Source organism: Halomonas fontilapidosi (assembly GCF_014192285.1).
GTDB lineage: Bacteria > Pseudomonadota > Gammaproteobacteria > Pseudomonadales > Halomonadaceae > Halomonas > Halomonas fontilapidosi.
Map to the genome: position 1 here is coordinate 73,641 of NZ_JACHXQ010000009.1, position 20,623 is coordinate 94,263.

Annotated in this window: 20 protein-coding genes; 12 read left to right on the forward strand and 8 right to left on the reverse strand. The window is 67.7% G+C overall.

Annotated features, from left to right (window positions below):
* The 12 genes from arcC (at window position 1) to FHR95_RS13120 (ending at window position 8,927) form a co-directional block, all read left to right on the forward strand.
* Window positions 1–912: a carbamate kinase gene (gene arcC / locus FHR95_RS13065; protein WP_183314702.1), complete on the forward strand. Its 912-nt coding sequence runs from the start codon at window positions 1–3 to the stop codon at window positions 910–912.
* Between the two features lie 9 nt (window positions 913–921).
* Entirely contained in the window at window positions 922–2,316 is a 1,395-nt protein-coding gene (atpD, locus tag FHR95_RS13070; protein ID WP_183314703.1) for a F0F1 ATP synthase subunit beta, read from the forward strand.
* The gene (locus FHR95_RS13075; RefSeq protein WP_183314704.1) at window positions 2,313–2,726 is read left to right on the forward strand and encodes a F0F1 ATP synthase subunit epsilon; all 414 of its coding nucleotides are present in this window, start codon (window positions 2,313–2,315) and stop codon (window positions 2,724–2,726) included. Before atpD ends, FHR95_RS13075 begins: the two co-directional genes overlap by 4 nt.
* Window positions 2,723–3,031, forward strand: coding sequence for an AtpZ/AtpI family protein (locus tag FHR95_RS13080; RefSeq protein ID WP_183314705.1), 309 nt, complete (start codon window positions 2,723–2,725; stop codon window positions 3,029–3,031). The genes FHR95_RS13075 and FHR95_RS13080 overlap by 4 nt, the downstream gene beginning before the upstream one ends.
* Window positions 3,018–3,323: an ATP synthase subunit I gene (locus tag FHR95_RS13085; RefSeq protein ID WP_183314706.1), complete on the forward strand. Its 306-nt coding sequence runs from the start codon at window positions 3,018–3,020 to the stop codon at window positions 3,321–3,323. Before FHR95_RS13080 ends, FHR95_RS13085 begins: the two co-directional genes overlap by 14 nt.
* Window positions 3,314–4,048 carry a F0F1 ATP synthase subunit A gene (locus FHR95_RS13090; RefSeq protein ID WP_183314707.1) on the forward strand — a complete coding sequence of 245 codons (735 nt, stop codon included), beginning with the start codon at window positions 3,314–3,316 and terminating at the stop codon, window positions 4,046–4,048. Before FHR95_RS13085 ends, FHR95_RS13090 begins: the two co-directional genes overlap by 10 nt.
* Window positions 4,045–4,332, forward strand: coding sequence for a F0F1 ATP synthase subunit C (locus FHR95_RS13095; protein ID WP_183314708.1), 288 nt, complete (start codon window positions 4,045–4,047; stop codon window positions 4,330–4,332). Before FHR95_RS13090 ends, FHR95_RS13095 begins: the two co-directional genes overlap by 4 nt.
* A 3-nt stretch (window positions 4,333–4,335) precedes the next feature.
* Window positions 4,336–5,106: a F0F1 ATP synthase subunit B family protein gene (locus FHR95_RS13100; protein ID WP_183314709.1), complete on the forward strand. Its 771-nt coding sequence runs from the start codon at window positions 4,336–4,338 to the stop codon at window positions 5,104–5,106.
* On the forward strand, window positions 5,096–6,628 hold the full coding sequence (locus tag FHR95_RS13105) for a F0F1 ATP synthase subunit alpha (RefSeq protein ID WP_040184390.1): 1,533 nt from the start codon (window positions 5,096–5,098) through the stop codon (window positions 6,626–6,628). The genes FHR95_RS13100 and FHR95_RS13105 overlap by 11 nt, the downstream gene beginning before the upstream one ends.
* Complete coding sequence (locus FHR95_RS13110; protein ID WP_040184391.1) at window positions 6,612–7,556, forward strand: F0F1 ATP synthase subunit gamma; 945 nt, start codon at window positions 6,612–6,614, stop codon at window positions 7,554–7,556. The genes FHR95_RS13105 and FHR95_RS13110 overlap by 17 nt, the downstream gene beginning before the upstream one ends.
* A 308-nt stretch (window positions 7,557–7,864) precedes the next feature.
* The gene (locus FHR95_RS13115) at window positions 7,865–8,053 is read left to right on the forward strand and encodes a hypothetical protein (RefSeq protein WP_040184396.1); all 189 of its coding nucleotides are present in this window, start codon (window positions 7,865–7,867) and stop codon (window positions 8,051–8,053) included.
* Window positions 8,054–8,138: 85 nt separating this feature from the next.
* Complete coding sequence (locus FHR95_RS13120; protein ID WP_183314710.1) at window positions 8,139–8,927, forward strand: SDR family NAD(P)-dependent oxidoreductase; 789 nt, start codon at window positions 8,139–8,141, stop codon at window positions 8,925–8,927.
* Window positions 8,928–9,081: 154 nt separating this feature from the next.
* Here FHR95_RS13120 and selD read toward each other — a convergent pair whose 3' ends face one another.
* From selD to dctP, 8 genes are all read right to left on the reverse strand, one after another.
* Entirely contained in the window at window positions 9,082–11,400 is a 2,319-nt protein-coding gene (selD, locus tag FHR95_RS13125) for a selenide, water dikinase SelD (RefSeq protein WP_183314711.1), read from the reverse strand.
* Between the two features lie 105 nt (window positions 11,401–11,505).
* Entirely contained in the window at window positions 11,506–14,619 is a 3,114-nt protein-coding gene (locus FHR95_RS13130) for a molybdopterin dinucleotide binding domain-containing protein (RefSeq protein WP_183314712.1), read from the reverse strand.
* Window positions 14,612–15,793, reverse strand: a complete 1,182-nt coding sequence (gene nrfD, locus FHR95_RS13135; RefSeq protein WP_183314713.1) for an NrfD/PsrC family molybdoenzyme membrane anchor subunit — start codon at window positions 15,791–15,793, stop codon at window positions 14,612–14,614. Before nrfD ends, FHR95_RS13130 begins: the two co-directional genes overlap by 8 nt.
* Window positions 15,777–16,553 carry a sulfate reduction electron transfer complex DsrMKJOP subunit DsrO gene (gene dsrO, locus FHR95_RS13140; RefSeq protein ID WP_040184406.1) on the reverse strand — a complete coding sequence of 259 codons (777 nt, stop codon included), beginning with the start codon at window positions 16,551–16,553 and terminating at the stop codon, window positions 15,777–15,779. The genes nrfD and dsrO overlap by 17 nt, the downstream gene beginning before the upstream one ends.
* Before the next feature lie 260 nt (window positions 16,554–16,813).
* A complete protein-coding gene (locus FHR95_RS13145) occupies window positions 16,814–17,092 on the reverse strand; it encodes an XRE family transcriptional regulator (RefSeq protein ID WP_183314714.1) in 279 nt (92 codons plus the stop codon).
* 321 nt (window positions 17,093–17,413) lie between these two features.
* Window positions 17,414–18,697 carry a TRAP transporter large permease gene (locus tag FHR95_RS13150; RefSeq protein WP_246378579.1) on the reverse strand — a complete coding sequence of 428 codons (1,284 nt, stop codon included), beginning with the start codon at window positions 18,695–18,697 and terminating at the stop codon, window positions 17,414–17,416.
* Between the two features lie 125 nt (window positions 18,698–18,822).
* Complete coding sequence (locus FHR95_RS13155) at window positions 18,823–19,368, reverse strand: TRAP transporter small permease subunit (protein WP_040184410.1); 546 nt, start codon at window positions 19,366–19,368, stop codon at window positions 18,823–18,825.
* Window positions 19,361–20,380: a TRAP transporter substrate-binding protein DctP gene (gene dctP, locus FHR95_RS13160; protein WP_183314715.1), complete on the reverse strand. Its 1,020-nt coding sequence runs from the start codon at window positions 20,378–20,380 to the stop codon at window positions 19,361–19,363. Before dctP ends, FHR95_RS13155 begins: the two co-directional genes overlap by 8 nt.
* Window positions 20,381–20,623 lie beyond the last annotated feature (243 nt).

The window sequence follows — 20,623 nt, forward strand, 5'->3', positions numbered from 1 at the left end:
ATGCTGGTGGTGGCGGCACTGGGCGGCAACGCCCTCCTCAAGCGCGGCGAGCCCCTGACGGCCGCCGCGCAACGCGGTAACGTGCAGCTGGCGGTCCGCGCGTTGGCCGAGATCGTGCGCGCCGGGCATCGCTTGGTGATCACCCATGGCAACGGCCCCCAGGTGGGCCTGCTGGCGCTGCAGGGCGCGGCCTATCGGCCGGACGAGGCCTATCCGCTGGACGTGCTGGGCGCCGAGACCGAGGGCATGATCGGCTACATGATCGAGCAGGAGCTGGAGAACGCGCTCGACCATGACCGCCCGGTGGCCACCCTGCTGACCCAGGTGGTGGTGGATCCTCGGGATCCCGCCTTTGCCCATCCCACCAAGTTCGTCGGGCCGGTCTACGAACGGGACGAGGCCGAGCGTCGCGCGGCGGCGGCCGGCTGGCAGATCGCCCGGGACGGCGACAAGTGGCGTCGGGTCGTGCCGTCGCCGACGCCGCTGGAGATCCCGGACCTGCGGGTCTTGCAGCTGCTGCTCGCCCAGGGCGTGGTGGTGGTCTGCACCGGGGGCGGCGGGATCCCGGTCCTGCGCCGGGAGGATGGCAGCATGATCGGCGTGGAGGCGGTCATCGACAAGGACGCCGCCAGCGCGCTGCTGGCGCGCCAGCTGGGCGCCGACGCCCTGCTGCTGCTGACCGATGTGGTGGCGGTGTACCGGGATTACGGTACCGACGCCGCCTCCCCGGTCCACGCCCTGACGGTGGCCAGGGCCCGGGAGATGGCCCTGCCGGCTGGCTCCATGGGACCGAAGCTGGCGGCCGCCTGCGACTTTGCGGAGGATGGGGGCATCAGCGGCATCGGCCGGCTGGTCGATGCCCTCGCCATACTGGAGGGAACGGCGGGCACGCGGGTGTCGGCCGACGCATAGGATGCGCTGATGACGCAACATGAAGCCCAGTTGGAGGCCGAGGAGGCCACCGGTTCCATCGTCGCCATTCGCGGCGGCGTCGTGGACGTCAGGTTTGCCGGGCAGGGCCCCGGCATCCGGGAGCTGCTCCATGCCGGGAAGATCGGCCTGGAGGTGGCCGGCCTGGCGGACGATGGGGTGGTGCGCTGCATGGCGCTGGGGCCGGTCAGGGGGCTGGGGCTCGGCATGCCGGTGCGGGCCACCGGCGCGCCGATCAGTGTGCCGGTCGGCGACGCCGTGCTGGGCCGCATGCTCAACGTGTTCGGTGCGCCGATCGACCGCAAGCCTGCACCGGTGACCGCGGAACGGCGCGCCATCCACCAGGCGCCTCCCCGGCTGGAAGACCGTGTCGTGCGCAGCAGGATCCTGGAGACCGGCATCAAGGCCATCGACCTGCTGTCGCCCATCGAGCGAGGCGGCAAGACCGGCCTGTTCGGTGGCGCCGGCGTGGGCAAGACCGTGTTGATCACCGAGCTGATCAACAACACCGTGCAGCAGCACAAGGGCGTGAGCCTCTTCTGCGGCATCGGCGAGCGCTCCCGCGAGGCGGAGGAGCTCTACCGCGAGATGGGCGAGGCCGGCGTGCGCGACAACACCGTGATGCTGTTCGGCCAGATGAACGAGGTGCCCGGGGTTCGATTCCTGGTCGGCAAGGCCGCGCTGACCATGGCGGAGCATTTCCGCGACGAGCAGCAGCGGGACGTGCTGCTGCTGATCGACAACATCTTCCGCTTCGTGCAGGCCGGCTCCGAGGTCTCCGGGCTGATGGGGCGCATGCCCTCGCGGGTGGGCTACCAGCCGACGCTGGCCACCGAACTGGCGGAACTGGAGGAGCGCATCACCTCCACCCGCCAGGCCGCCATCACCTCGGTCCAGGCCGTCTACGTGCCGGCCGACGACTTCACCGACCCCGCCGCCGCGCATATCTTCTCCCACCTGTCGGGCTCGGTCGTGCTGTCGCGCAAGCGGGCCAGCGAGGGCCTGTACCCGGCCATCGACCCCCTGGCCTCCTCCTCGGTCATGCTCACGCCCTCGGTAGTGGGGCAGCGGCACTACGACATCGCCCGGGCGGTGCGCCGCACCCTGGCCGAGTACGAGGAGCTTCGCGACATCATCGCCATGCTGGGCATCGAGGAGCTCTCGGCCGCCGACCGGGCCACCGTGGCCCGCGCCCGCCGGCTGGAGCGCTTCCTGACCCAGCCCTTCTTTACCACGGGCTCGTTCACCGGGACCGAGGGCAAGCGCGTGTCCATCGACGATACCCTCGAGGGGTGCGACACCATCCTGAACCAGACCCGTTTCGCGCATGACGAGGGCGACTACTACATGATCGGAGCCATTTCCGACCTGGAGGAGGAGGCATGAGCCTGTCAGCCGAGATGCAGGTGACCCTGCGGCTGCCGACCCGGACCCTGTACGAGGGCCCGGCGACCCGGCTGTCTGCGGAGGCGGAAAACGGGGCCTTCGGGATGCTGCCGAACCATATCGACTTCGTCACCGCGCTGGTGCCCTCCGTGCTGATCCTGACCCTGGCGGACGGCGAGGAACGGATCTTCGGCATCGACGAGGGCATCCTGGTGAAGAAGGGGCATGACGTGGATATCGCCATCCGGCGGGGCGTCCAGGGCAGCGACCTGGCCTCGTTGAGGGAGACCGTGCAGGAGAGCTTCGTCGAGGTGGATGAGGAGGAGCGCGTGGCCCGCTCCGCCCTGTCTCGCCTGGAGGCGGGCATCGTGCGCCGGTTTGCCGACCTGCAGCGGCCCAGGACGCCATGACCCGGAAGCGGAAGTCTCCGGTGGAGGACATCGGTCGTCGCGCACGGCGCCGGGAGAAGGCGCGGGACGACCCGGGCGAGAGCCCGCTGCGGGGGCTCGGGGTCTTCGGCATGATCGGGTGGTCGGTCGCGGTGCCCACCGTGGGCGGCGCCTTTCTCGGGCTGTGGCTCGACCGCCACATGCCGCAGGCGTTCAATTGGACCATTGCCCTGATCCTGGGGGGCGTGGCGCTGGGCAGCTTCATTGCCTGGGCCTGGGTCAGCAAGGAAGCCAACGACAAGGGGAGCGAGCATGATGACGATTGACTGGCACGCCGTGATCACCGGCTTCGGCGCCGGTGTCGCCGTCAGTATCCTGTACTTCCTGGGCCTGGCGCTGAGCGTCCGCCTGGCGCTGCGCCTGACTCGGCCCGTCTCGGTCCTGCTGCCCAGTGCCGCGCTGCGGATCGGTCTGCTGCTGGCGGCCGGCTGGTGGGTGACCGACGGGGGCACCCTGGGCGGGGCTTTCGCGGGCTATGCGCTCGCCTTCTTCCTGGTGCGCTTCATCGCCACCCAAGTGGCCCGGCTACCCCGGGTGAAGGAGGCCGGATGCAACTGACACCCGACGAGACGACGGTCTTCACCCTCTGGGGCCTCGGGATCAACGAGACCGTGGTCAATACCTGGATCGTCATGGCCATGCTGACCGTTGCCTCGATGCTCGTGACCCGGAAACTGCGGCCGGACGTGCCGCCGAATCGCTGGCGAACGACCCTGGAGGTGATCGTCACCGGGATCCAGCGGCAGATCGAGGACATCTCGTCGCAGTCGTCGCGCCACGTCCTCTACTTCTCGGGCACGCTGTTCCTGTTCATTGCGCTGTCCAACCTGCTGCTGGTCGTGCCGGGTTTCACGCCGCCCACGGCCTCGCTGTCGACCACGGCGGCCCTGGCCCTGTCGGTGCTGATCGCCGTCCCGCTGTTCGGCATCACCCGACAGGGCATCGGCGGCTATCTGAAGACCTACATCCAGCCCTCCATCGTCATGCTGCCCTTCAACATCATCAGCGAGTTCTCCCGGGGGATCTCGCTGGCCATCCGCCTCTACGGCAACGTGATGAGCGGGGCGGTCATCGCCGGCATCCTGCTGGGCGTGGCGCCGTTCTTCTTTCCCGTGGTGATGGACGTGCTGGGCCTGCTGACCGGCCTGATCCAGGCCTACATCTTCGCCATCCTGGCGACCGTCTATATCTCGTCGGCCACGGCCCCTGTCCACAAGCCCGTCAAGACGCCGGGCCATGAACCTGAGCGCGGACGTGACCATCATAAGGAGCAAGATCGATGACTGATGCAGCCCTGATTGCGGCCATCTCCATCCTCACTGCGGGACTGACGGTGTCGTTCGGCGCCCTCGGCCCGGCGCTGGGGGAGGGGCGGGCCGCGGCCGCCGCCCTGACCGCCATCGCCCAGCAGCCGGACTCGGCCTCCACCCTGTCGCGCACCCTGTTCGTGAGCCTGGCCATGATCGAGTCCACGGCGATCTACTGCTTCGTGGTGGCGATGATCGTGCTGTTCGCCAACCCGTTCATGGATGCCTTCCTGCAAGCCACCCCACCGGCGGCAGGCTGAGCCATGTCGATCGACTGGGTCACGGTCCTCGCCCAGATCGCCAACTTCCTGGTGCTGGTCTGGCTGCTGAAGCGCTTCCTCTACAAGCCGATCCTCAAGGGCATCGATTCCCGCGAGGCCGAGATTGCCCAGCGGATGGGGGAGGCCAAGCGGGCCAAGGAGAAGGCTGTTGCCGCGGAGGCGGACTTCGTGGCACGCCAGCAGAAGCTGCAGGCCGACCAGGACGCCCTGGCGGAGCGGGTGCGCGAGCAGGCGAAGCAGCAGCGGGACGCCCTGCTGGCCGAGGCCCACGAGAAGATGGAGCAGGAACGCCAGGATAGCCTGGCGCAGCTGGCTCGCGAACGGGAGCGCTTCACGTCGGAGCTCTACCAGGCGAGTGCCGACACGCTCTACCAGCTGGCCGGCCGGGCGCTGCAGGACCTGGCCAACGAGCGCCTGGAGGAGCATATCGCCCTGCACGTGATCGGCAAGCTGGACCCGCTGTCGGACGAGCTGGCCTCGGCCGCCGAGCATGCCGAGGAAGCGGTGGCCACCACCCATGCCCCGTTGCCGGAGGGGGCCTGCCACGAGGTCGAGGCCGCCCTGGCGGCCCGGGTGCCCGGCCTTCCCCTGCGCTTCGCCACCGATGAGAGCCAGTCCCCCGGCCTGGTCCTGCGCATCGGCAGCCTCGAGCTCGCCTGGACGGTCGAGAGCTACACCGACGAGCTGGTCGAGCTGCTCAAGGAGCGCCTGGCCAGCGGCGAGTCGGGCAGGGTGAACGCCCATGGCGGATGACACGCACCGGCCCGACGTGCAGGACTTCATCGACCTCCTGCTGGACAGCCCCGCTCCCTCGCCGGTGCTGGCCGAGGTGGGGACGGTCGCCACGGTGGGCGACGGGATCGCCGTGGTCTCGGGGCTCGGTCGGGCCCTGTCGGATGAGCTGCTGGTCTTCGCCTCGGGGGTTCGCGGCGTGGTGCTGGACCTCGAGCCGGGCCGGCTGGGCGTCGTGCTGCTGGGCCCCTCGGAGCGGGTGCGCGCCGGTGAGGATGTCTGGCGCACCCACAAGGTGATCAGCGTGCCGGTCGGGCCGGGCCTGGTCGGCCGGGTGGTCGACGCCACCGGCCAGCCCCTGGACGGCAAGGGCCGGGTGACCGCCGTGGCCGAACGGCCGGTGGAGGCCCGGGCGCCGGACATCCTCAGCCGCGCGGCCGTCAAGCGCCCTCTGGCGACGGGCCTCAAGGCGGTCGATGCCGCGGTGCCGGTCGGCCTGGGGCAGCGGGAGCTGATCATCGGCGACCGCCAGACCGGCAAGACCTCCATCGCCCTGGATACCATCCTCAACCAGGCCCGCTCGGAGGTCCTGAGCATCTATTGCGCCATCGGCCAGCGCGGGGACGCGGTGGCCAGGGTCATCGAGGCGCTCCGGGAGAGCGGCCAGCTGGCCAACACCATCGTGGTCGTCGCCGGCGACGAGGACGCGCCGGGACTGGCCTATATCGCGCCCTATGCGGCGATGACGATAGCCGAATACTTCGCCGACCAGGCCCGGGACGTGCTGGTCGTCTTCGATGACCTCACCCACCACGCCCGCTCCTATCGCGAGCTCTCGCTGCTGCTGCGGAGACCGCCGGGGCGCGAGGCATTCCCCGGGGACATCTTCTACGTGCATGCCAGGCTGCTCGAGCGGGCCGGCCAGTTCACCGAGGAGGCCGGCGGCGGTTCCATCACCGCCCTGCCCGTGGTGGAGACCCAGGCGGAAAACCTCTCGGCCTACATCCCGACCAACCTCATATCGATCACCGACGGCCAGATCTACCTGTCGCCGCGACTGGTGCGCAAGAACCAGTTCCCGGCCGTGGACCTCGGGGTGTCGGTGTCGCGGGTGGGCGGCAAGGCCCAGCACCGCGCCTTCCGGGACGTCGCCGGCAACCTGCGCGTCACCCTCTCCCAGTTCGAGGAGCTGGAGGACTTTGCCCGCTTCGGTACCCGGCTGGATGACGCCACCCGGGCCCGCCTGAGCCGGGGCGCGGCGGTCCGGGCGGCATTGCGCCAGCCCGAGCGGGACCCGGTACCGGCCGTGGAGCAGCTGCTGGTGCTGCTGGCGGCGATGGAGGGCCTGTTCGACGGGCTGTCGGAGACCGAGGTGGTGGCCGCCATGGAGACCATCCGGGCCTCGGTGGGGGACGCCCTGACGGGGGTCGCCGCGCGCATCGCCCGCAACGAGCCCCTGGAGGAGGAGGACCGCGCCGCCATCCTCTCGGTGGCGCGGTCCGCCCTCGGCAAGCCGGAGGACGGCCGTGACGCAGACACTTGAAACCCTCTCCCGCCGCTTTGATACGCTGACCAGCATCCGCGGGATCGTGCACACCATGAAGACGATCTCGGCCATCAATGCCGTACCCTATGAGCGTGCCGCCCGCTCCATCGAGGCCTATCACCGCACCGTGCGCAGCGGACTGCACGCGTTCGTCGCCAGAACCGGCCCTATCGCCATGCCGTCCGTGGAGCTGGCCGACAGCGTCGTGGTGGTCTTCGGCTCCGACCATGGCCTGTGCGGCAACTACAACGAACTGCTCGCCGAGAAGGTAGCGGCGGAACTTGTGCCGGCGACGGCCGGACACGCCGCCCTTCGGGTGCTGTGTGTCGGCGCGCAGATGCATGACGCCCTGGCGGGGCAGGGCCTCAGCCCCGAGAGCGTGCTGCTACCCCCGGCCTCGGCGGAGGGTATCGGGCGCTTGGCGGGCAGCATCGTCACCCGGCTGGACGACATCGGCGGCGGCGAGCCTCACCATCGCAAGGTCACGCTGGCCTTCACCCAGCGCGCCGGGCGCGGGCAGCACGAGCCGGTGCTGATGCCGCTGCTGCCCCTGGGGCAGGCGTTGCTCTCGGAGCTTGTCGGCCGGCCATGGCAATCCCGCTCGCTGCCCGACTATTCGATGCCCAGCGCCGAGCTGTTTGCCGCCCTGTTGCGCAGCCATATCTTCGCCAGCGTCTTCCGGGCCTCGGCGGAGGCCATGGTCACCGAGAATGCTGCACGCCTTGCCCTGATGCAGCAGGCCGAGAAGTCGGTGGACGAGCGCCTGGACGAGGTGAAGGGGCAGCTGAGATCGGTGCGCCAGGATGAGATCACCACCGAGCTGCTGGACGTCATCATCGGCTTCGAGGCGCTGCGCACGCCTTCCCGCCGCTCTCCTCACCAGACGCCTCACCCCTCTCCTCCCAACGCTCCGCGCCGGACCTGAGGGTCCGAGCCCAGGGAAGGCGTGCAGGCGCCGCGTCGCTCAGCGCGCGCAGGCCCGAGAGCGCCTCCGCCGGCCGGTCGCGCGGGGTGCTGTCGAAGTACGTCTCCTCGCAGGCTTGTCGCCAGGTCAGCCCCGAGCGAGAGGCCTATCTGCCACAGTCCTGTCGGGTGGGGCTTTCACTATTCGCGGCTGGCCTTCTATGCTGGTGGTAGACGGTGCCGATGCAGCGAGATGCCGCTCGTTGCCATCCGGCCATGGACGATGTTGCGGCGGAAACGTCGCAACCGTACTCAGCGACAGGAGGTAGCATGCCGAAATCCGGTCCCAAGCAAGCCCGAGTCGAGCCGATCCGCGAAGCCCAGGATCAGAACCTGCCGGTCATCGGGTGGCATGTCATCGACGAGACGGATCCCGAGAACGAGATCGCGGTCTCGGAACATGACACCGAAGCAGAGGCCATTCGCGCTGCGGAAGCGTACGAACAGCGCGAGGAGTGAGATCTGCACGATTCCCCTGGCCAGTGGTCGAGCGATACCCACAGGCCCGGCCAAACGGTAGTCGAACGATTGTGAGGAGAGGTCAATGAGTGAAGCAACCGCTGGCAAACGTCTGGAAGGCAAGGTGGCCTTGGTGACGGGTGGGGTACATGGTATCGGCAGAGCCATCTCCCTGCGCCTGGCCGAGGCCGGCGCCAGCGTGGCGGTCACGGATATCGACGATGATGCGGGGCAAGCCCTGGTCGAGGAGATCGAGAATAGGCAGGGAACGGCACGTTACTGGCATCTCGATACCTCCAGCGAAGCGCAGGTCAAGAGCGTCTTCGAGGAGACGGTTCAGGCGTTCGGCAGTCTCGACGTGCTGGTCAACAATGCCGGTATCTCGGGCGTCAACAAGCCGACCCACGAAGTGACCGCCGAAGAGTGGAACGAACTCATGGCGGTCAACGTCAACGGCGTCTTCTACTGCACGAAGCATGCGGTTCCCTACATGCAGAAGGCAGGCCAGGGCAGCATCATCAACCTCTCGTCCATCTATGGCATCGTGGGGGCGGCCGATCTGCCGCCCTATCACGCCTCCAAGGGCGCCGTTCGGGTGATGAGCAAGAACGATGCGCTCTTCTATGCCAAGGACAAGATCCGGGTCAACTCCGTGCATCCCGGCTTCATCTGGACGCCGCTGGTGGAGGGGATCGCCAAGGAATCCGAGGATGGGGTCGAGGCATTCCGTCACCACCTCGATAGCCTGCATCCCATTGGCCATGTGGGCGAACCCGATGACATCGCCTTCGGGGTGGTCTATCTCGCCTCCGACGAGTCGAAGTTCGTGACCGGCAGCGAGCTGCTGATCGACGGTGGTTATACCGCCAAGTGAACCCGGCCGAGGGCGGGGTGTTGCACCACACCGTTCCATCGGCTGGTTCACCGGATAACGACGCCGACAGACGGCGGGCCTTCGGGTCCGCCGTCTGTCGTCTGATGACACTCGAACCGCCCGCGGCTGAGGGGCTGACGAGGTCTCTTCGTTGTCAGCCCCTCAGGTGGATGGGTTCCTGCGCTTCGCCGGACTCGAGGACGCGGCCGATGATCGCGGCCCGCGTATAGCCCAGGGCCTGCAGCGCCGCGAGGCACGCCTCGGCGTGCTCGGCGGGCACGCCGGCCAGCAGGCCCCCCGCGGTCTGCGGGTCGAACAGCATCGGGTAGCGGGGGTGTTCGACCCACGCGGCCGGGTCGCGGATGGCCCGCCGCAGGCGCACGTTGGCGGGCTGCAGGGAGCTCAGGATGCCGGCAGCCACGGTCTCCTCCGCGCCTTCCAGCAGCGGCAGGGCTGAAAGATCGAGCTCGGCATCTACGCCCGAGGGGCGGGTCATCTCGATCAGGTGCCCGAGCAGGCCGAAGCCGGTGAGGTCGGTGCAGGCGGTGGCGCCATGTTCGCGCAGGCAGCTCGCCGCCTGGCGGCTGGACTGGCACATGCTCTCGAGGGCGGCATCGATCCAGCGCCCGCGGGCGCCGAGCCGGGCATGGGCGGCGAACAGGGTGCCGGTGCCGAGGGGCTTGGTCAGGATCAGCGCCTGGCCGGGGCGCAGGTCGCCCTTGGTCATCAGGGCCATGCCGGCCCGACCGTCGTCCTCGGTACTCTCCCCCACGCTGCCGCTGTCGATCAGGCCATTGACGGCAAAGCCCAGGGCCAGCTCGCTGCCCTCGCCGGTGTGCCCGCCGACCAGGGCGCAGCCGGCCTCGTCGAGCACCTCCACGGCGCCGGCCATCATCTGGTAGACGGTGTCCTCCACCTTGGCCTCGAGTCCCTGGGGCACCGTGGCCACGGCGGTGGCGGTCTGCGCCTCGGCGCCCATGGCGAAGATGTCGCCCAGGGCGTGGTTGGCGGCGATCCTGCCGAACACATAGGGGTCGTCGATGAAGGCGCGGAAGAAGTCGATGGTATGCACCATGTCCTTGCCCGGCGGTACCCGCACCACGGCGGCGTCGTCCGGGGCATGCAGGCCGACCAGGACCTCCTCGCGCGCCACCGGCGCCAGCGTCGAGAGGGCCCGGGAGAGCACCGAGGCGCCCACCTTGGCCCCGCAGCCGCCGCAGCGCATGGCGACGGCCGAGATCGCCTGGTCGTGCTCCTCCTCGTCCAGTACCACCCGGCTGGGGGCTGTGGCCTTCATGGTGTCCTGCGTCATGGGCGGCAGGTCGTTGAAGCGGGCCATGAAGCGCCGGTCGATGCTGTCCTTCCAGCGCCATACCCAGTCGCCGGACAGGCACAGCGGGCCCCGGGAGGCCACGGCGTGGCGGTCGCCGGTGCTGATCAGGGCCAGCCATCGCGCCTGGGGGCGGTAGGGCGTGAGCGGTCGGCCGGTCACGGCGGCGCGCAGGTTGTCGGCCAGCGGTCGGCCCTGGCGCACGGCGAAGACCCCGGCCTTCTCGCGCGGATGGTTGACCTGGCGGGCGATGTCGCCGGCGGCGAAGATGCGCGGGTCCGACGGCGAGCGCAGGGTGTCGTCGACCTGAATGAAGCCGTCGTCATCGAGCTCGAGTCGGGTGTCCCTGAGCCAGGCGGCGCCGCCGGCGTTGGTCACCCAGACGATCTCGTCGGCGCCGTACCAGCTGCCGTCGGCGGCCTGCAGGCGGCCTGCCTCGACGTCGACGATCTCGGTGGCGGTATGCACCTCGACGCCGCGGCGAGCCAGGGTGTCGCGGAACTGCGCCCGCACCCGCGCATTGTGGGTCGGCAGGATACTCTCGCCGCGGGTGAAAAGCGCCAAGGCAAGCTCCGCCGGGTCGCGCCCGCGGGCGGCCAGTTCCCTGCCCAGCCGGTACTGCATGGCCAGCAGCAGCTCGACGCCGCCGGCGCCGCCGCCGACCACCGCGACGCGCGTCCGCCCCGAGTGCGCCTCGATGCGCCGAAGCAGCGTCTGCCAGCGGTCGTTGAACTGGTGGATTGGCTTGACCGGTACGGCATGCTCGGGGGCCCCACCGAGCGCATCCATGCGCGGGGTCGAGCCGATATTGATCGATAGCCAGTCATAGGGCACCGGGGGGCGCGAGCGGCAGAGCACCCTGCGCGCGTCGTGGTCGATGCCGATGGCCTCGTCGCGGAAGAAGCGTGCTCCGGCATACTCCGCCAGCCGGCGCAGGTCGATATGCACGTCGTCATAGGTGTAATGTCCGGCGACATAGCCCGGCAGCATGCCCGAGTAGGGGGTATGGGTGTCGCGACAGATCAGGGTGAGCCTGACACCCGGCTCCGGCCGCATGGCAAAGCGTTTCAGTACCCCGACGTGGGTGTGCCCACCTCCGACGAGGACGATATCGCGCAAGACCGGTTGCCGCGCTTGCTGCATGGTTGGATTCGCTCCGGGTTGATGGGAGATCGGCGCCGGCACAGTCTAAAGCAAAAGCGCGTGGCGGTTTCCCGGCACGCGCTGTTGGTGCAGTCACGAGGCTGTTCAGGCGTCGATACGGGTGACCCGGATCGGCAGGCCTTGGCGCACGGCGGCGCCGCTGATGGGCTCGAGCCAGGTGCCGTCCACGCGGCGAGTCGGGTCCTTGAAGCCCAGGTCGTTGATATTGATGCCGGCGCGCAGCCACTCGAGGTCAGGCTGGGATTCGCCGTCGATCACGTGGGGGGTGGCTCCCAGGTCGCGGTGGCCGTAGCCGTGCTCGATGCCCAGGGCCCCCGGTATCACTCCCTCGCCGACCAGCGCCAGGGCCGCCACGCTGCCGCCAGGGCTCTCGATGCGGATGGTATCGCCGTGGCGGATGCCGAAGCGCTCGGCGTCCTGGCGGTGCATCATCACCGGGTTGTAGGGCTTGATCATGCGCAGCCGCTCGAGGCCGATAGCGTAGGAGTTCATCAGGTTGGACTTGAACGAGAACGCCAGCAGCGGCCACGCCTCCTCGGTGAACACCTCGCGCATGGCACGGCCGTCGGCCAGTGGTGGCAGGGCATGGCGCGGCACGCCGCGGTTGGGCTCGCCGGTCTGGGTGTTGATGCTGGTGCCCACCTGCTCGTTGTAGACGCACAGGGTGCGCTTCCAGGCGCTGGTGAGGTTCTCGCCCTTGAAGTGGTCCGAGAAGTCCTCGAAGCGCCCACCGCGGGCGTAGAGGTAGGCCACCGGGCCGTGCTCCTCGGGCTTGAGGGTGCGCTCGAGCCTGGGCAGCAGGGGCGCGATCCCCCCATGGGCGATGTCGCTCTCGTCGGCGTCGGGCAGCGGCTCGCCCTGCATGGCCACGTTGGCGGCGGCGCGCAGGAAGAAGTCCTCGGCACGGTCGAGCGGGTGCAAGTTGCCGTCGGCGTCGGGGATCGCCCCCTCGCCGAAGCCGGGCAGCCCCAGGCGCTTGGCGGTGGCGATGAAGAAGCTCTCCATGGAGACCGGCTCGCCTGCCGCGGTCTTCTGCTGGCGCGGCTCCACCACCGGCCAGCAGGCGGTGGTCATCCGGCCCAGGGTGCCGCGCCAGGCGCCGGTGAAGCCCCATACCTCGTACATCACCGAGTCCGGCACGAGGTAGTCGGCGTAGCGGTTGGTCTCGTTGAGGAAGCCGTCGACGGCGACGTAGAGCCCCAGGCGCTTGGGGTCCTTGAGCTTGTCGGCGATCAGCGCCTCCAGGCCCGCCTGGCCGTAGATAGGGTTGGCCATGCAGCCGATGACTGCCTTGATCGGGTAGGGGTAGCCATCCAGCGCCGAGGGCAGGTGCTCGGTCAGCGTCGGCGGTGCCAGCGAGCGCCAGGGCGCGCGGGCGGGGTAGGGGTTATCCCCGGCGGCCACCTTGCGCTGGTACTCGGAAGACTTCTCGTAGGGGAAGCGCGAGCGGGAGAGGAAGATCCCCTGGGGGCCGAGCTTGCCGGGGAAGTTGGCCAGATCATAGCGGGGGCCTTCGCCCACGCCGTTGAACTGGCCACCGCCTGGAGCGCTGCCGCCCTTGCGGTTGTGGTTGCCGGCCAGCACGTTGAGCATCTGCACCGCAAAGGCGGCGTAGAAGCCGTTGCCGGACATCATGCCGCCGTGGCAGTTGGTCACCGCGCGCCGACCGTGGCGAGCGTAGCGCTCCGCCAGGTCGACGATGGTGGCTTCGGGGATGCCGCAGTGCGCGGCATACTCGGCCAGGGAGTGCTCGTTGGCGGATTCGCGCAGCAGGGTCATGCTGCTCTTGACCCGCACGCTCTCGCCAGGTCCTTCCGACGCACCGGCGAGTTCCACCTCGCGGTCAACGAAGAGCTCGGCGGCCAGGGCGTCGGTGCTCTTCACCAGCTCGCCGTCGGCTACCACCATGGGCACGTCGGCGTCGCTTCCGGCCTCGGCCAGGCCCAGGTCGCTGGCGCTCAGGAAGCGACCGCGGCGCGGGTGGCCCTCGGACGCGATCACCAGGTGGGTGGCATTGGTGTGGGTCGCCTCAGCCGCGGCGTCCGCGGCGGGCTGGCCGGGCAGTTCGAGGAACGCCTTGGCATAGCCCTCGTGGTCGAGCAGCCACTGGATCACGGCCATGGCGAAGGCGCTGTCGCTGCCCGGGCGGATCGGCACCCAGCGGTTGTGGTCGTCGGCGTGGGAGGCCGAGGCGTTGAGTGCCGGGTCGACCACCACGTACTCCAGGGTGCCGGCGGCGCGGGCCTGGGCGATCAGCCGGCCCTGGCGCTTGAAGGGGTTGCCGGCCTGGCTGGGCGCGCAGCCGATGTACATGATGAAGCGCGCGTTCTGGATGTCCGGTTTGACGTGGGCGAACTTCTGCATGTCGTTCATCACGGCGCCGGAGCCCATGCGGAAGGCGAGGCCGCAGTAGGAGCCGTGGTGGCCGTAGTTGCGGGTGCCGAAGGCGTTGAAGGCGAAGCGCTTGAGGATCGCGGAGCGGCCGTAGTCGGTGGCCTCCATCACCATCAGCTGGTTGGCCCTGGGGCCGTACTCGGGGTTCGCCGGGTCGATCGGGGTGTCGACATCGTGGATGGCGCGCAGGCCGTCGACGTGGCCCTCGCCGAAGAGGTCGCCGCCCTCGCAGATCTCCTCGATCACCTGCTCGAAGGGCACCTTCTGCCACTCCCGGCTGCCGCGCTCGCCGACCCGCTTGAGGCAGTGGGTGACGCGGAAGGGGCTGTCGATCTGCGCCATCATGGCGTTGCCCCGGGCGCAGGCGGTGGAGCGGTTCTGCTGGCCCTGGTCACCGAAGGCGCTGACGCTGCGCAGCGCCTTGGCCACCGGGGTGCGCATCGGCAGGTGCTCGTCGGCGGAGAGCGGATGGTAGGGGTTGCCGGCCACGCGCAGCACCTGGTCGCTGGCGTTGTCGACGCGCACCCGCACGCCGCACTTGGTGGTGCAGCCGTAGCAGACGGTGAAGGCCACGCGCTGGTCCGGATTGAGGGTCAGCTCGCCGCTCTCGGGATCGACGCGGTACTCCGGCGCCAGGGAGTTGCCGTGGATGCGGTGCTCCGGTGTCTCGCCGGCGCTGCCGGTGACTCCCTTGGCCATCTTGACCAGCGGGTCGGAGTAGCCGGCGGCGAAGGTGGCGGCACCGCCGGCGGCGGCGGCGCCCTTGAGGAAGCGGCGACGTGAGGTGTCGAGTGACTTAGCCATGATGGAGGGCTCCTTCGACGTCAGGGTGTTCGGGTGCGGCGGGTGAGGCGTCGGCGGCGCTGCCGCCCTGGGAGGCCTGGCGCCACGGCACGAAGAGGTCGACCAGCAGGATGGCGGCGAGCCACAGGCCGAAGGTGCCGACGATGCCGAGGATGCCGGACGAGCCGGCGGGGATGCCGTAGTGGTGGAAGCCGGCGCTATGGCGGGCCACGGTCTGCACGTCCATCAGCACCACCCAGCGGAACATCCAGCCCACGTGCAGGGCCACCAGGCCGAGCACCCAGGCCCAGGCGTGGAGGGCCGGGCGGCGTGACACCGGGCGGGTGAGCAGGAAAAGCACCGCGCCGAACAGCCCCAGGCCGGTGAGGCCGCCCCACAGGGCGGTGCTGCGCCACTCGGCGCTGTTGCGTACGGATTCCATGGCGGCGGCCACCGAGCCGACGTGGGCGTTGATGCCGTCGAGGAACCAGCTGCCGGCGACGAGCCCGGCGACCAGGCAGGCCCCCAGCATCACCTTGAGCATCTGCCGAGTGACGGTCATGTCGCGCAGGCCGCTGACCCGATTCAACACCATGACCAGGCCGGTCGCGGCGATGAAGCCGGTGGCCACGAACATCGGTGGCAGCCAAACGGTGTGCCACAACGGGCGGGCCTTGACGATGGCCACCTCGGCGCCGGTGTAGAGCATGATGCCGGTGGAGAGGGCCAGTGTCCCCAGGCCCACCAGCACCACCAGGGCGCGCGGGGTGGGGGTGTCGCCCAGCGATAGCCAGCGTGCCACGAAACCACTGAGCCCGGTGGCCTGGCGATGGGCCTGCAGCGCCGGGCGCCAGGCCAGCCACGAAAGCACGATCACGCCGACCACGTAGAGGGGCAGCACCAGGCTGCCGACGGACATCCAGGAGTGGCTGTTGGCGTAGGCGTAGAAGTGCCAGAAGCGCAGCGGCTGGTGCAGGTCGGCGAGCAGCGCCACCGGCGCCACCAGGGTGGTGGTCAGGCAGGCGAGCAGTGCCAGGCGCGCGGTGGGCAGCCAGCGCTGCCGGCCGAACACCAGCGCCGGGGCGGCCAGCCACAGGGTGGCGTAGGAGAGCGCGATCATGAAGAAGTACTGCACCGCCCAGGGGTACCAGGCGATGTCGTAGCGCGGGGCGAGCAGCTCAATGGCGGAATTCATAGCCCATCTCCTTGCCGTGGGGGTCGAGGACGTCCAGGGCCACCGGTTCGGCGTCGGGGCGAGTGACGAAGCGCTCGTCCATGCCGAGGTAGAAGACCTGGGGCAGGGTGTTCTTCTCGGGCTGCAGCACCATCAGATCACTGCGGTGCTCGGCGATCATGCGGCTGATCTGGCTCTCCGGGTCGCGCATGTCGCCGATGATCCGTGCACCGCCCACGCAGCTCTCCACGCAGGCCGGCAGTAAGCCCGCCTCCAGGCGGTGGGCGCAGAAGGTGCACTTGTCGGCGGTCTGGGTACGCTCGTTGATGAAGCGGGCGTCGTAGGGGCAGGCGTTGACGCAGTAGGCGCAGCCCACGCAGCGGTCGCTGTCGACCACGACGATGCCGTCCCGGCGCTGGAAGGTGGCCTCCACCGGGCAGACCGGCACGCAGGGCGGGTTCTCGCAGTGGTTGCACAGGCGGGGCAGCATGAAAGTGGCGACCTCGCCCGTCTCCTGGTGCGCCACCTCGTACTGGGAGACAGTGGTGCGGAAGCTGCCCAGGGGGGCGGCGTTCTCGATATGGCACGACACGGTGCAGGCCTGGCAACCGATGCACTGGCGCAGGTCGATGAGCATGCCGTAGCGCTTGCTGGGGTCGCCCTCACGGCGGGGTGGCTGCTGGTTGATGCCGGCGCTGGCGATGCTCGAGAGCGGCACCATCGCGGCGCCCGCGCTGAGACGGGCCAGCTGGCCGAGCAGGGTGCGGCGAATGGGGTCCATGGCGCCTCCGGTGGCCTGGGTGGGGCGGGGATTCCGCCGTCGGGTCAGGGTGATACCGGAAGGCTACCTGCGACCAAGGTCTAGGCGCTTGACGCCGATCAAGATATCGTTAGCAAGCTCTTAATCCTGGCATAATGTTCCTTCAAGTCATTGAGGGAAAGGGACTTTCTGCCGTCCTGGCAGGCAAGAAAAAACGCCCTGCCGGGAGGGCAGGGCGTTCGCTGTTCGTTGTCGTGCATTCCTCTCGCGGGAGGTCACGATCAGGGCGGTGGACCGCTCGGGTCGATGGTGCGGTAGACGAGACGGAGTTCGTCGACGGAGAGGTGCTCCAGCTTCCCCGACAGGAGGTCGCTGATCTTCTGCATCGGCAGACCGGCGCTGCGGGCGATCTCGCGGCTCCCCAGGTCTGACACGGCGATCAGCCGCGTGATGATGCGCATGAGGCGTGTACGTTTTTCCAGGTCCCTGACATCGAGGTCAGGGCAGCTTCGCGGGGGGTCGGTGAGTTCCGCGTGGGCGGTGTGACGTGCCGTGCTCATGATGCTCCAGTGGGCGGTTTCGACAGCCACACTATGGGGTCTATACGACGATTTTGCCAGTATCGATTGGGTGATTCTTTGGTGTGAGAAAGGCCCTGTCGGCGGCGCGTCCTGGAGGGCAGCCGGGGCCTCGCCGCATACCGGGCTCGGTAGGCTGTTGTCGGCTCTGCGAAAGCCCTGGTCGGCGGTTCGCCAGGCCCCCGGGACGTTGCCGCGTGCACAACAAGGCCCCGCCGGAGCGAGGCCTTGGGTCTTGCAGCGATTCCGTGGTGTGGTGGCGGCAAGCAGATGGTCACCGCTCGCCGACCTTTCATTCCACGCCTAGAACAGCAGGTTGGGCAACCACAGGGCAATGCTCGGGAAGGCGACAATGATCGCGAGCCCCATGATCTGCAGGGCCACGAAGGGCAGGGCGGAGCGGTATATGTCCACGATGGTGATGGATTTTGGTGCCACTGATCGCATGTAGAAAAGGTTGTAGCCGAAGGGTGGCGTCAGGTAGGCCGACTGCATGCTGAGGATGAACAGCACCGCAAACCAGGTGGTGTCGAAGCCGAGGTCACGCACGATAGGCACATAGAGAGGCACCGTGATGAACAGGATGGCGAAATCATCCAGGAACATGCCCAGCACGAAGAAGCTGATCAACATGAAGATGATCACGGCATAGGGAGAGAGGGCAAAGTCCTCGATCATGTCGCCGATCACCATGCCGGCACCAAGCCCCATGTAGATCCGGCTGAAGAAGACGGCGGCGATGGCGATCCACAGCAGCATGCCCGTGATCTGCGTGGTGTTGAGCATCACGTAGCGGATCAGCTTCCAGCTGAGCTTGCCGCGCAGCGTCGCGATCAGCAGTGCGCCACCCGCGCCTACGGCAGAGGCCTCCGAGGGCGAGGTGACGCCGCCGATGATGCACCCCAACACCGTGACCACCAGCAGGCCGGGCGCCAGAATATGACGCAGCGAGGCCAGCTTTTCCTTGGCAGAGAAACGCTCTTCCACGGGGGCCGCAGGGCCCAGGGCCGGGTTCAGCCTGCAACGTATCAGGATATACGCCATGTAGATGCCGGCCAGCATCAAGCCGGGCATCAGGCCGGCCGCAAAGAGCTTGCCGACCGACTCCCGGGCCAGGAAGGCATAGACGATCATCAGCACGCTGGGCGGGATGAGAAAGCCCAGGGCGCCGCCGGCCATGATGGTGCCGGTGACCAGCCGCTTGTGATAACCGCGCTTGAGCATGGCCGGCAGGGCAATGATCCCCAGGCTGACGGTGGCGGCGCCGGAGACCCCGGCCATTGCCGCGATCAGCGCGCAGATCAACACGGTACCGACGCCAAGCCCGCCGGGCAGACTGCCCATCAGCTTGTGGATCATCTCGAAGAGGTCATCGGTGATGCCCGAACGTTCCAGCACCAGGCCCATGAAGATGAACAGCGGCAAGGAGACCAGCAGGAAGTTGTCCATGGCGCTGAACGCGGATGCCAGCAGCAGGTCAAGCCCGCCGGGTCCAAACATCAGATAGGCGCTGCCCATGCCTGAAATCATCAGCGCCCACGCCAGGGGGGCGCCTATTGCCATCAGTACCAGCATGGAGAAGAACATGATGGCAGTAATCGTGAGGGGCTCGAGGCCAGTCATAGGAAAGCCCTTTGCGTGCTATGCCGGGGGTTACCGTCACAACGGTGGTTTGTCTGCCCCGCATTCGCAGTGGTCAGGTGAACGTCTTGTCAGCGAGTCTCGCCAAACTCATCGTCTCTCGGGTCGTCATACCGCACGCCGAGCAGCCTCAGCACACCGCGAAGCCACTCTGCCAGGCATTGCAGAATCAACAGACCGACGGCCAGCGGAATCGTGGCCTTGATGGGGTAGAGAGGGGGACGCCAGAGACTGCTGTTGGAGTATTCGCCGATACTCCAGGAGTAATAGGCGAAGTCCACCGCCATGAAGAAGAAGACCAGCAGTACGGCGATACCGAGGGTGTAGACCACGACATCACAGAATGCCCGGGCCCGCAGCGGCATCAGACGGTAGATGACGTCACTTCGCACATGGCCTTGATGACGGAGGGTGTAGCTTCCTGCCAGGATACTCAGCGCACCGAAGAGCATGGTCGACAGCTCATGGCCCCAGATCGTGGGCGAGTTGACAACGTAGCGAGCCACGACCTCGTAAAGCAGTACGCCAATGATTCCCAGCGTCAGCCAGGAGATGACCCTTCCGACCCAGTCGGAAAGGCCATCCTGCACCCTGAGATAATGGGTGACCTTACTCACTGATTCTCCCTTGCTCTTTGGCATTGTTGATCAGGATCTCGACCGCCCGCGCGTTGCGTTCGGACTTCTCGGCCTCTTCCTGCCAGATGGGCAGCGCGGCCTCGGCCAGCTTCTTGGAGTCCTCTTCGGGCAGCGTCGCGAACTCGAACAGCTCACCTTCTTCGACGATGCGGTCGTTGCCCTCTTCCAGCCAGTTATGGACATCCAGCAGGTACTGGTCGATCTCGCTGGTCAGGATTTCCTGCTGCTCTTCGGACATGCTGTCCCAGGTGCGCGGGTTGATCAGCGCATTCTCCGTCCAGCCCGGGTTGAGCAGCTTGATGAAGGTGTAGTGATCCGCCACCTCATTGAGCTTGAGCTGCTCATATTCCACGGGGCCGCCATAGATGGCGCCGTCGATCACCCCAGTGGAAAGCCCGACATAGAGCTCCTCGCCCGGCAGGAAGACGGTGGGGATATCGAATTTTTCCAGCACGGTAGCGATGGAGCTGGTGGCCCGGATACGCATGTTGGAGAGATCCTCCAGGCTGCTGACCGGTTCGCGCGTCAGCAGGCCATAGTCGCTGCCGAAGCCCCGTCCAATCAGCTTGACGCCCTGCTCGGCATAGGCTTCGGTGACCAGCTCGTCGAGACCCTGTTCGGCAAAGATATCGCGTGCTTCTTCTACGGAGACCCAGGCACCCGGCAAGCCACCCTCGATGGTGCCGATGTCGACACGGCCCGGCCAGTAGCTGCCTACGCCATGGGCGATATCAATCGTGCCACGCGCCACGGCATCCACGAACTGGTCGCTGTCGACCAGCTCACCGCCACGGAAGAACTGGATGCGAATGGAGCCGTCGCTGGCCTCTTTCACCCGATCGCGAAGATCTTCAGCAATCTCGTCGACTTCTGTGCCGTAGAAGGTGTGCATCCGCAGTCGCACCGTGTCGGCATAGGCAAACTGACCAACGATCATCGTCGTGGCGACGGATGTGGCGAGAGCGCTTTTTACGAAAGTGGAGAGCTTCATAGGACCTCGTTGCAGTGCAGTCTGAATTTGTACGTTGTTGTGACCCGTGGCCGTGATGCCAGCTGTCACGATTTTCGTCCGCATTTTCAGTTAAGCACAACAACCATACGTGATCCATCATAATTTCTACATAATTAGCATAATGTCGAAACTTTCTTATCTCCCTGACTAATTGGTTTTTATATAATTATTAACCAGCTAATTAAATGGCGGATGCGGCGACCAGGCGGGTGATACACCATC

Excerpts from the sequence above, each read along its gene's own strand:
- arcC (WP_183314702.1), top strand. The coding sequence starts at position 1 with ATGCTGGTGGTGGCGGCACTGGGCGGCAACGCCCTCCTCAAGCGCGGC.
- atpD (WP_183314703.1), top strand. The coding sequence starts at position 922 with ATGACGCAACATGAAGCCCAGTTGGAGGCCGAGGAGGCCACCGGTTCC.
- FHR95_RS13075 (WP_183314704.1), top strand. The coding sequence starts at position 2,313 with ATGAGCCTGTCAGCCGAGATGCAGGTGACCCTGCGGCTGCCGACCCGG.
- FHR95_RS13080 (WP_183314705.1), top strand. The coding sequence starts at position 2,723 with ATGACCCGGAAGCGGAAGTCTCCGGTGGAGGACATCGGTCGTCGCGCA.
- FHR95_RS13085 (WP_183314706.1), top strand. The coding sequence starts at position 3,018 with ATGATGACGATTGACTGGCACGCCGTGATCACCGGCTTCGGCGCCGGT.
- FHR95_RS13090 (WP_183314707.1), top strand. The coding sequence starts at position 3,314 with ATGCAACTGACACCCGACGAGACGACGGTCTTCACCCTCTGGGGCCTC.
- FHR95_RS13095 (WP_183314708.1), top strand. The coding sequence starts at position 4,045 with ATGACTGATGCAGCCCTGATTGCGGCCATCTCCATCCTCACTGCGGGA.
- FHR95_RS13100 (WP_183314709.1), top strand. The coding sequence starts at position 4,336 with ATGTCGATCGACTGGGTCACGGTCCTCGCCCAGATCGCCAACTTCCTG.
- FHR95_RS13105 (WP_040184390.1), top strand. The coding sequence starts at position 5,096 with ATGGCGGATGACACGCACCGGCCCGACGTGCAGGACTTCATCGACCTC.
- FHR95_RS13115 (WP_040184396.1), top strand. The coding sequence starts at position 7,865 with ATGCCGAAATCCGGTCCCAAGCAAGCCCGAGTCGAGCCGATCCGCGAA.
- FHR95_RS13120 (WP_183314710.1), top strand. The coding sequence starts at position 8,139 with ATGAGTGAAGCAACCGCTGGCAAACGTCTGGAAGGCAAGGTGGCCTTG.
- selD (WP_183314711.1), bottom strand. The coding sequence starts at position 11,400 with ATGCAGCAAGCGCGGCAACCGGTCTTGCGCGATATCGTCCTCGTCGGA.
- FHR95_RS13130 (WP_183314712.1), bottom strand. The coding sequence starts at position 14,619 with ATGGCTAAGTCACTCGACACCTCACGTCGCCGCTTCCTCAAGGGCGCC.
- nrfD (WP_183314713.1), bottom strand. The coding sequence starts at position 15,793 with ATGAATTCCGCCATTGAGCTGCTCGCCCCGCGCTACGACATCGCCTGG.
- dsrO (WP_040184406.1), bottom strand. The coding sequence starts at position 16,553 with ATGGACCCCATTCGCCGCACCCTGCTCGGCCAGCTGGCCCGTCTCAGC.
- FHR95_RS13145 (WP_183314714.1), bottom strand. The coding sequence starts at position 17,092 with ATGAGCACGGCACGTCACACCGCCCACGCGGAACTCACCGACCCCCCG.
- FHR95_RS13150 (WP_246378579.1), bottom strand. The coding sequence starts at position 18,697 with ATGTTCTTCTCCATGCTGGTACTGATGGCAATAGGCGCCCCCCTGGCG.
- dctP (WP_183314715.1), bottom strand. The coding sequence starts at position 20,380 with ATGAAGCTCTCCACTTTCGTAAAAAGCGCTCTCGCCACATCCGTCGCC.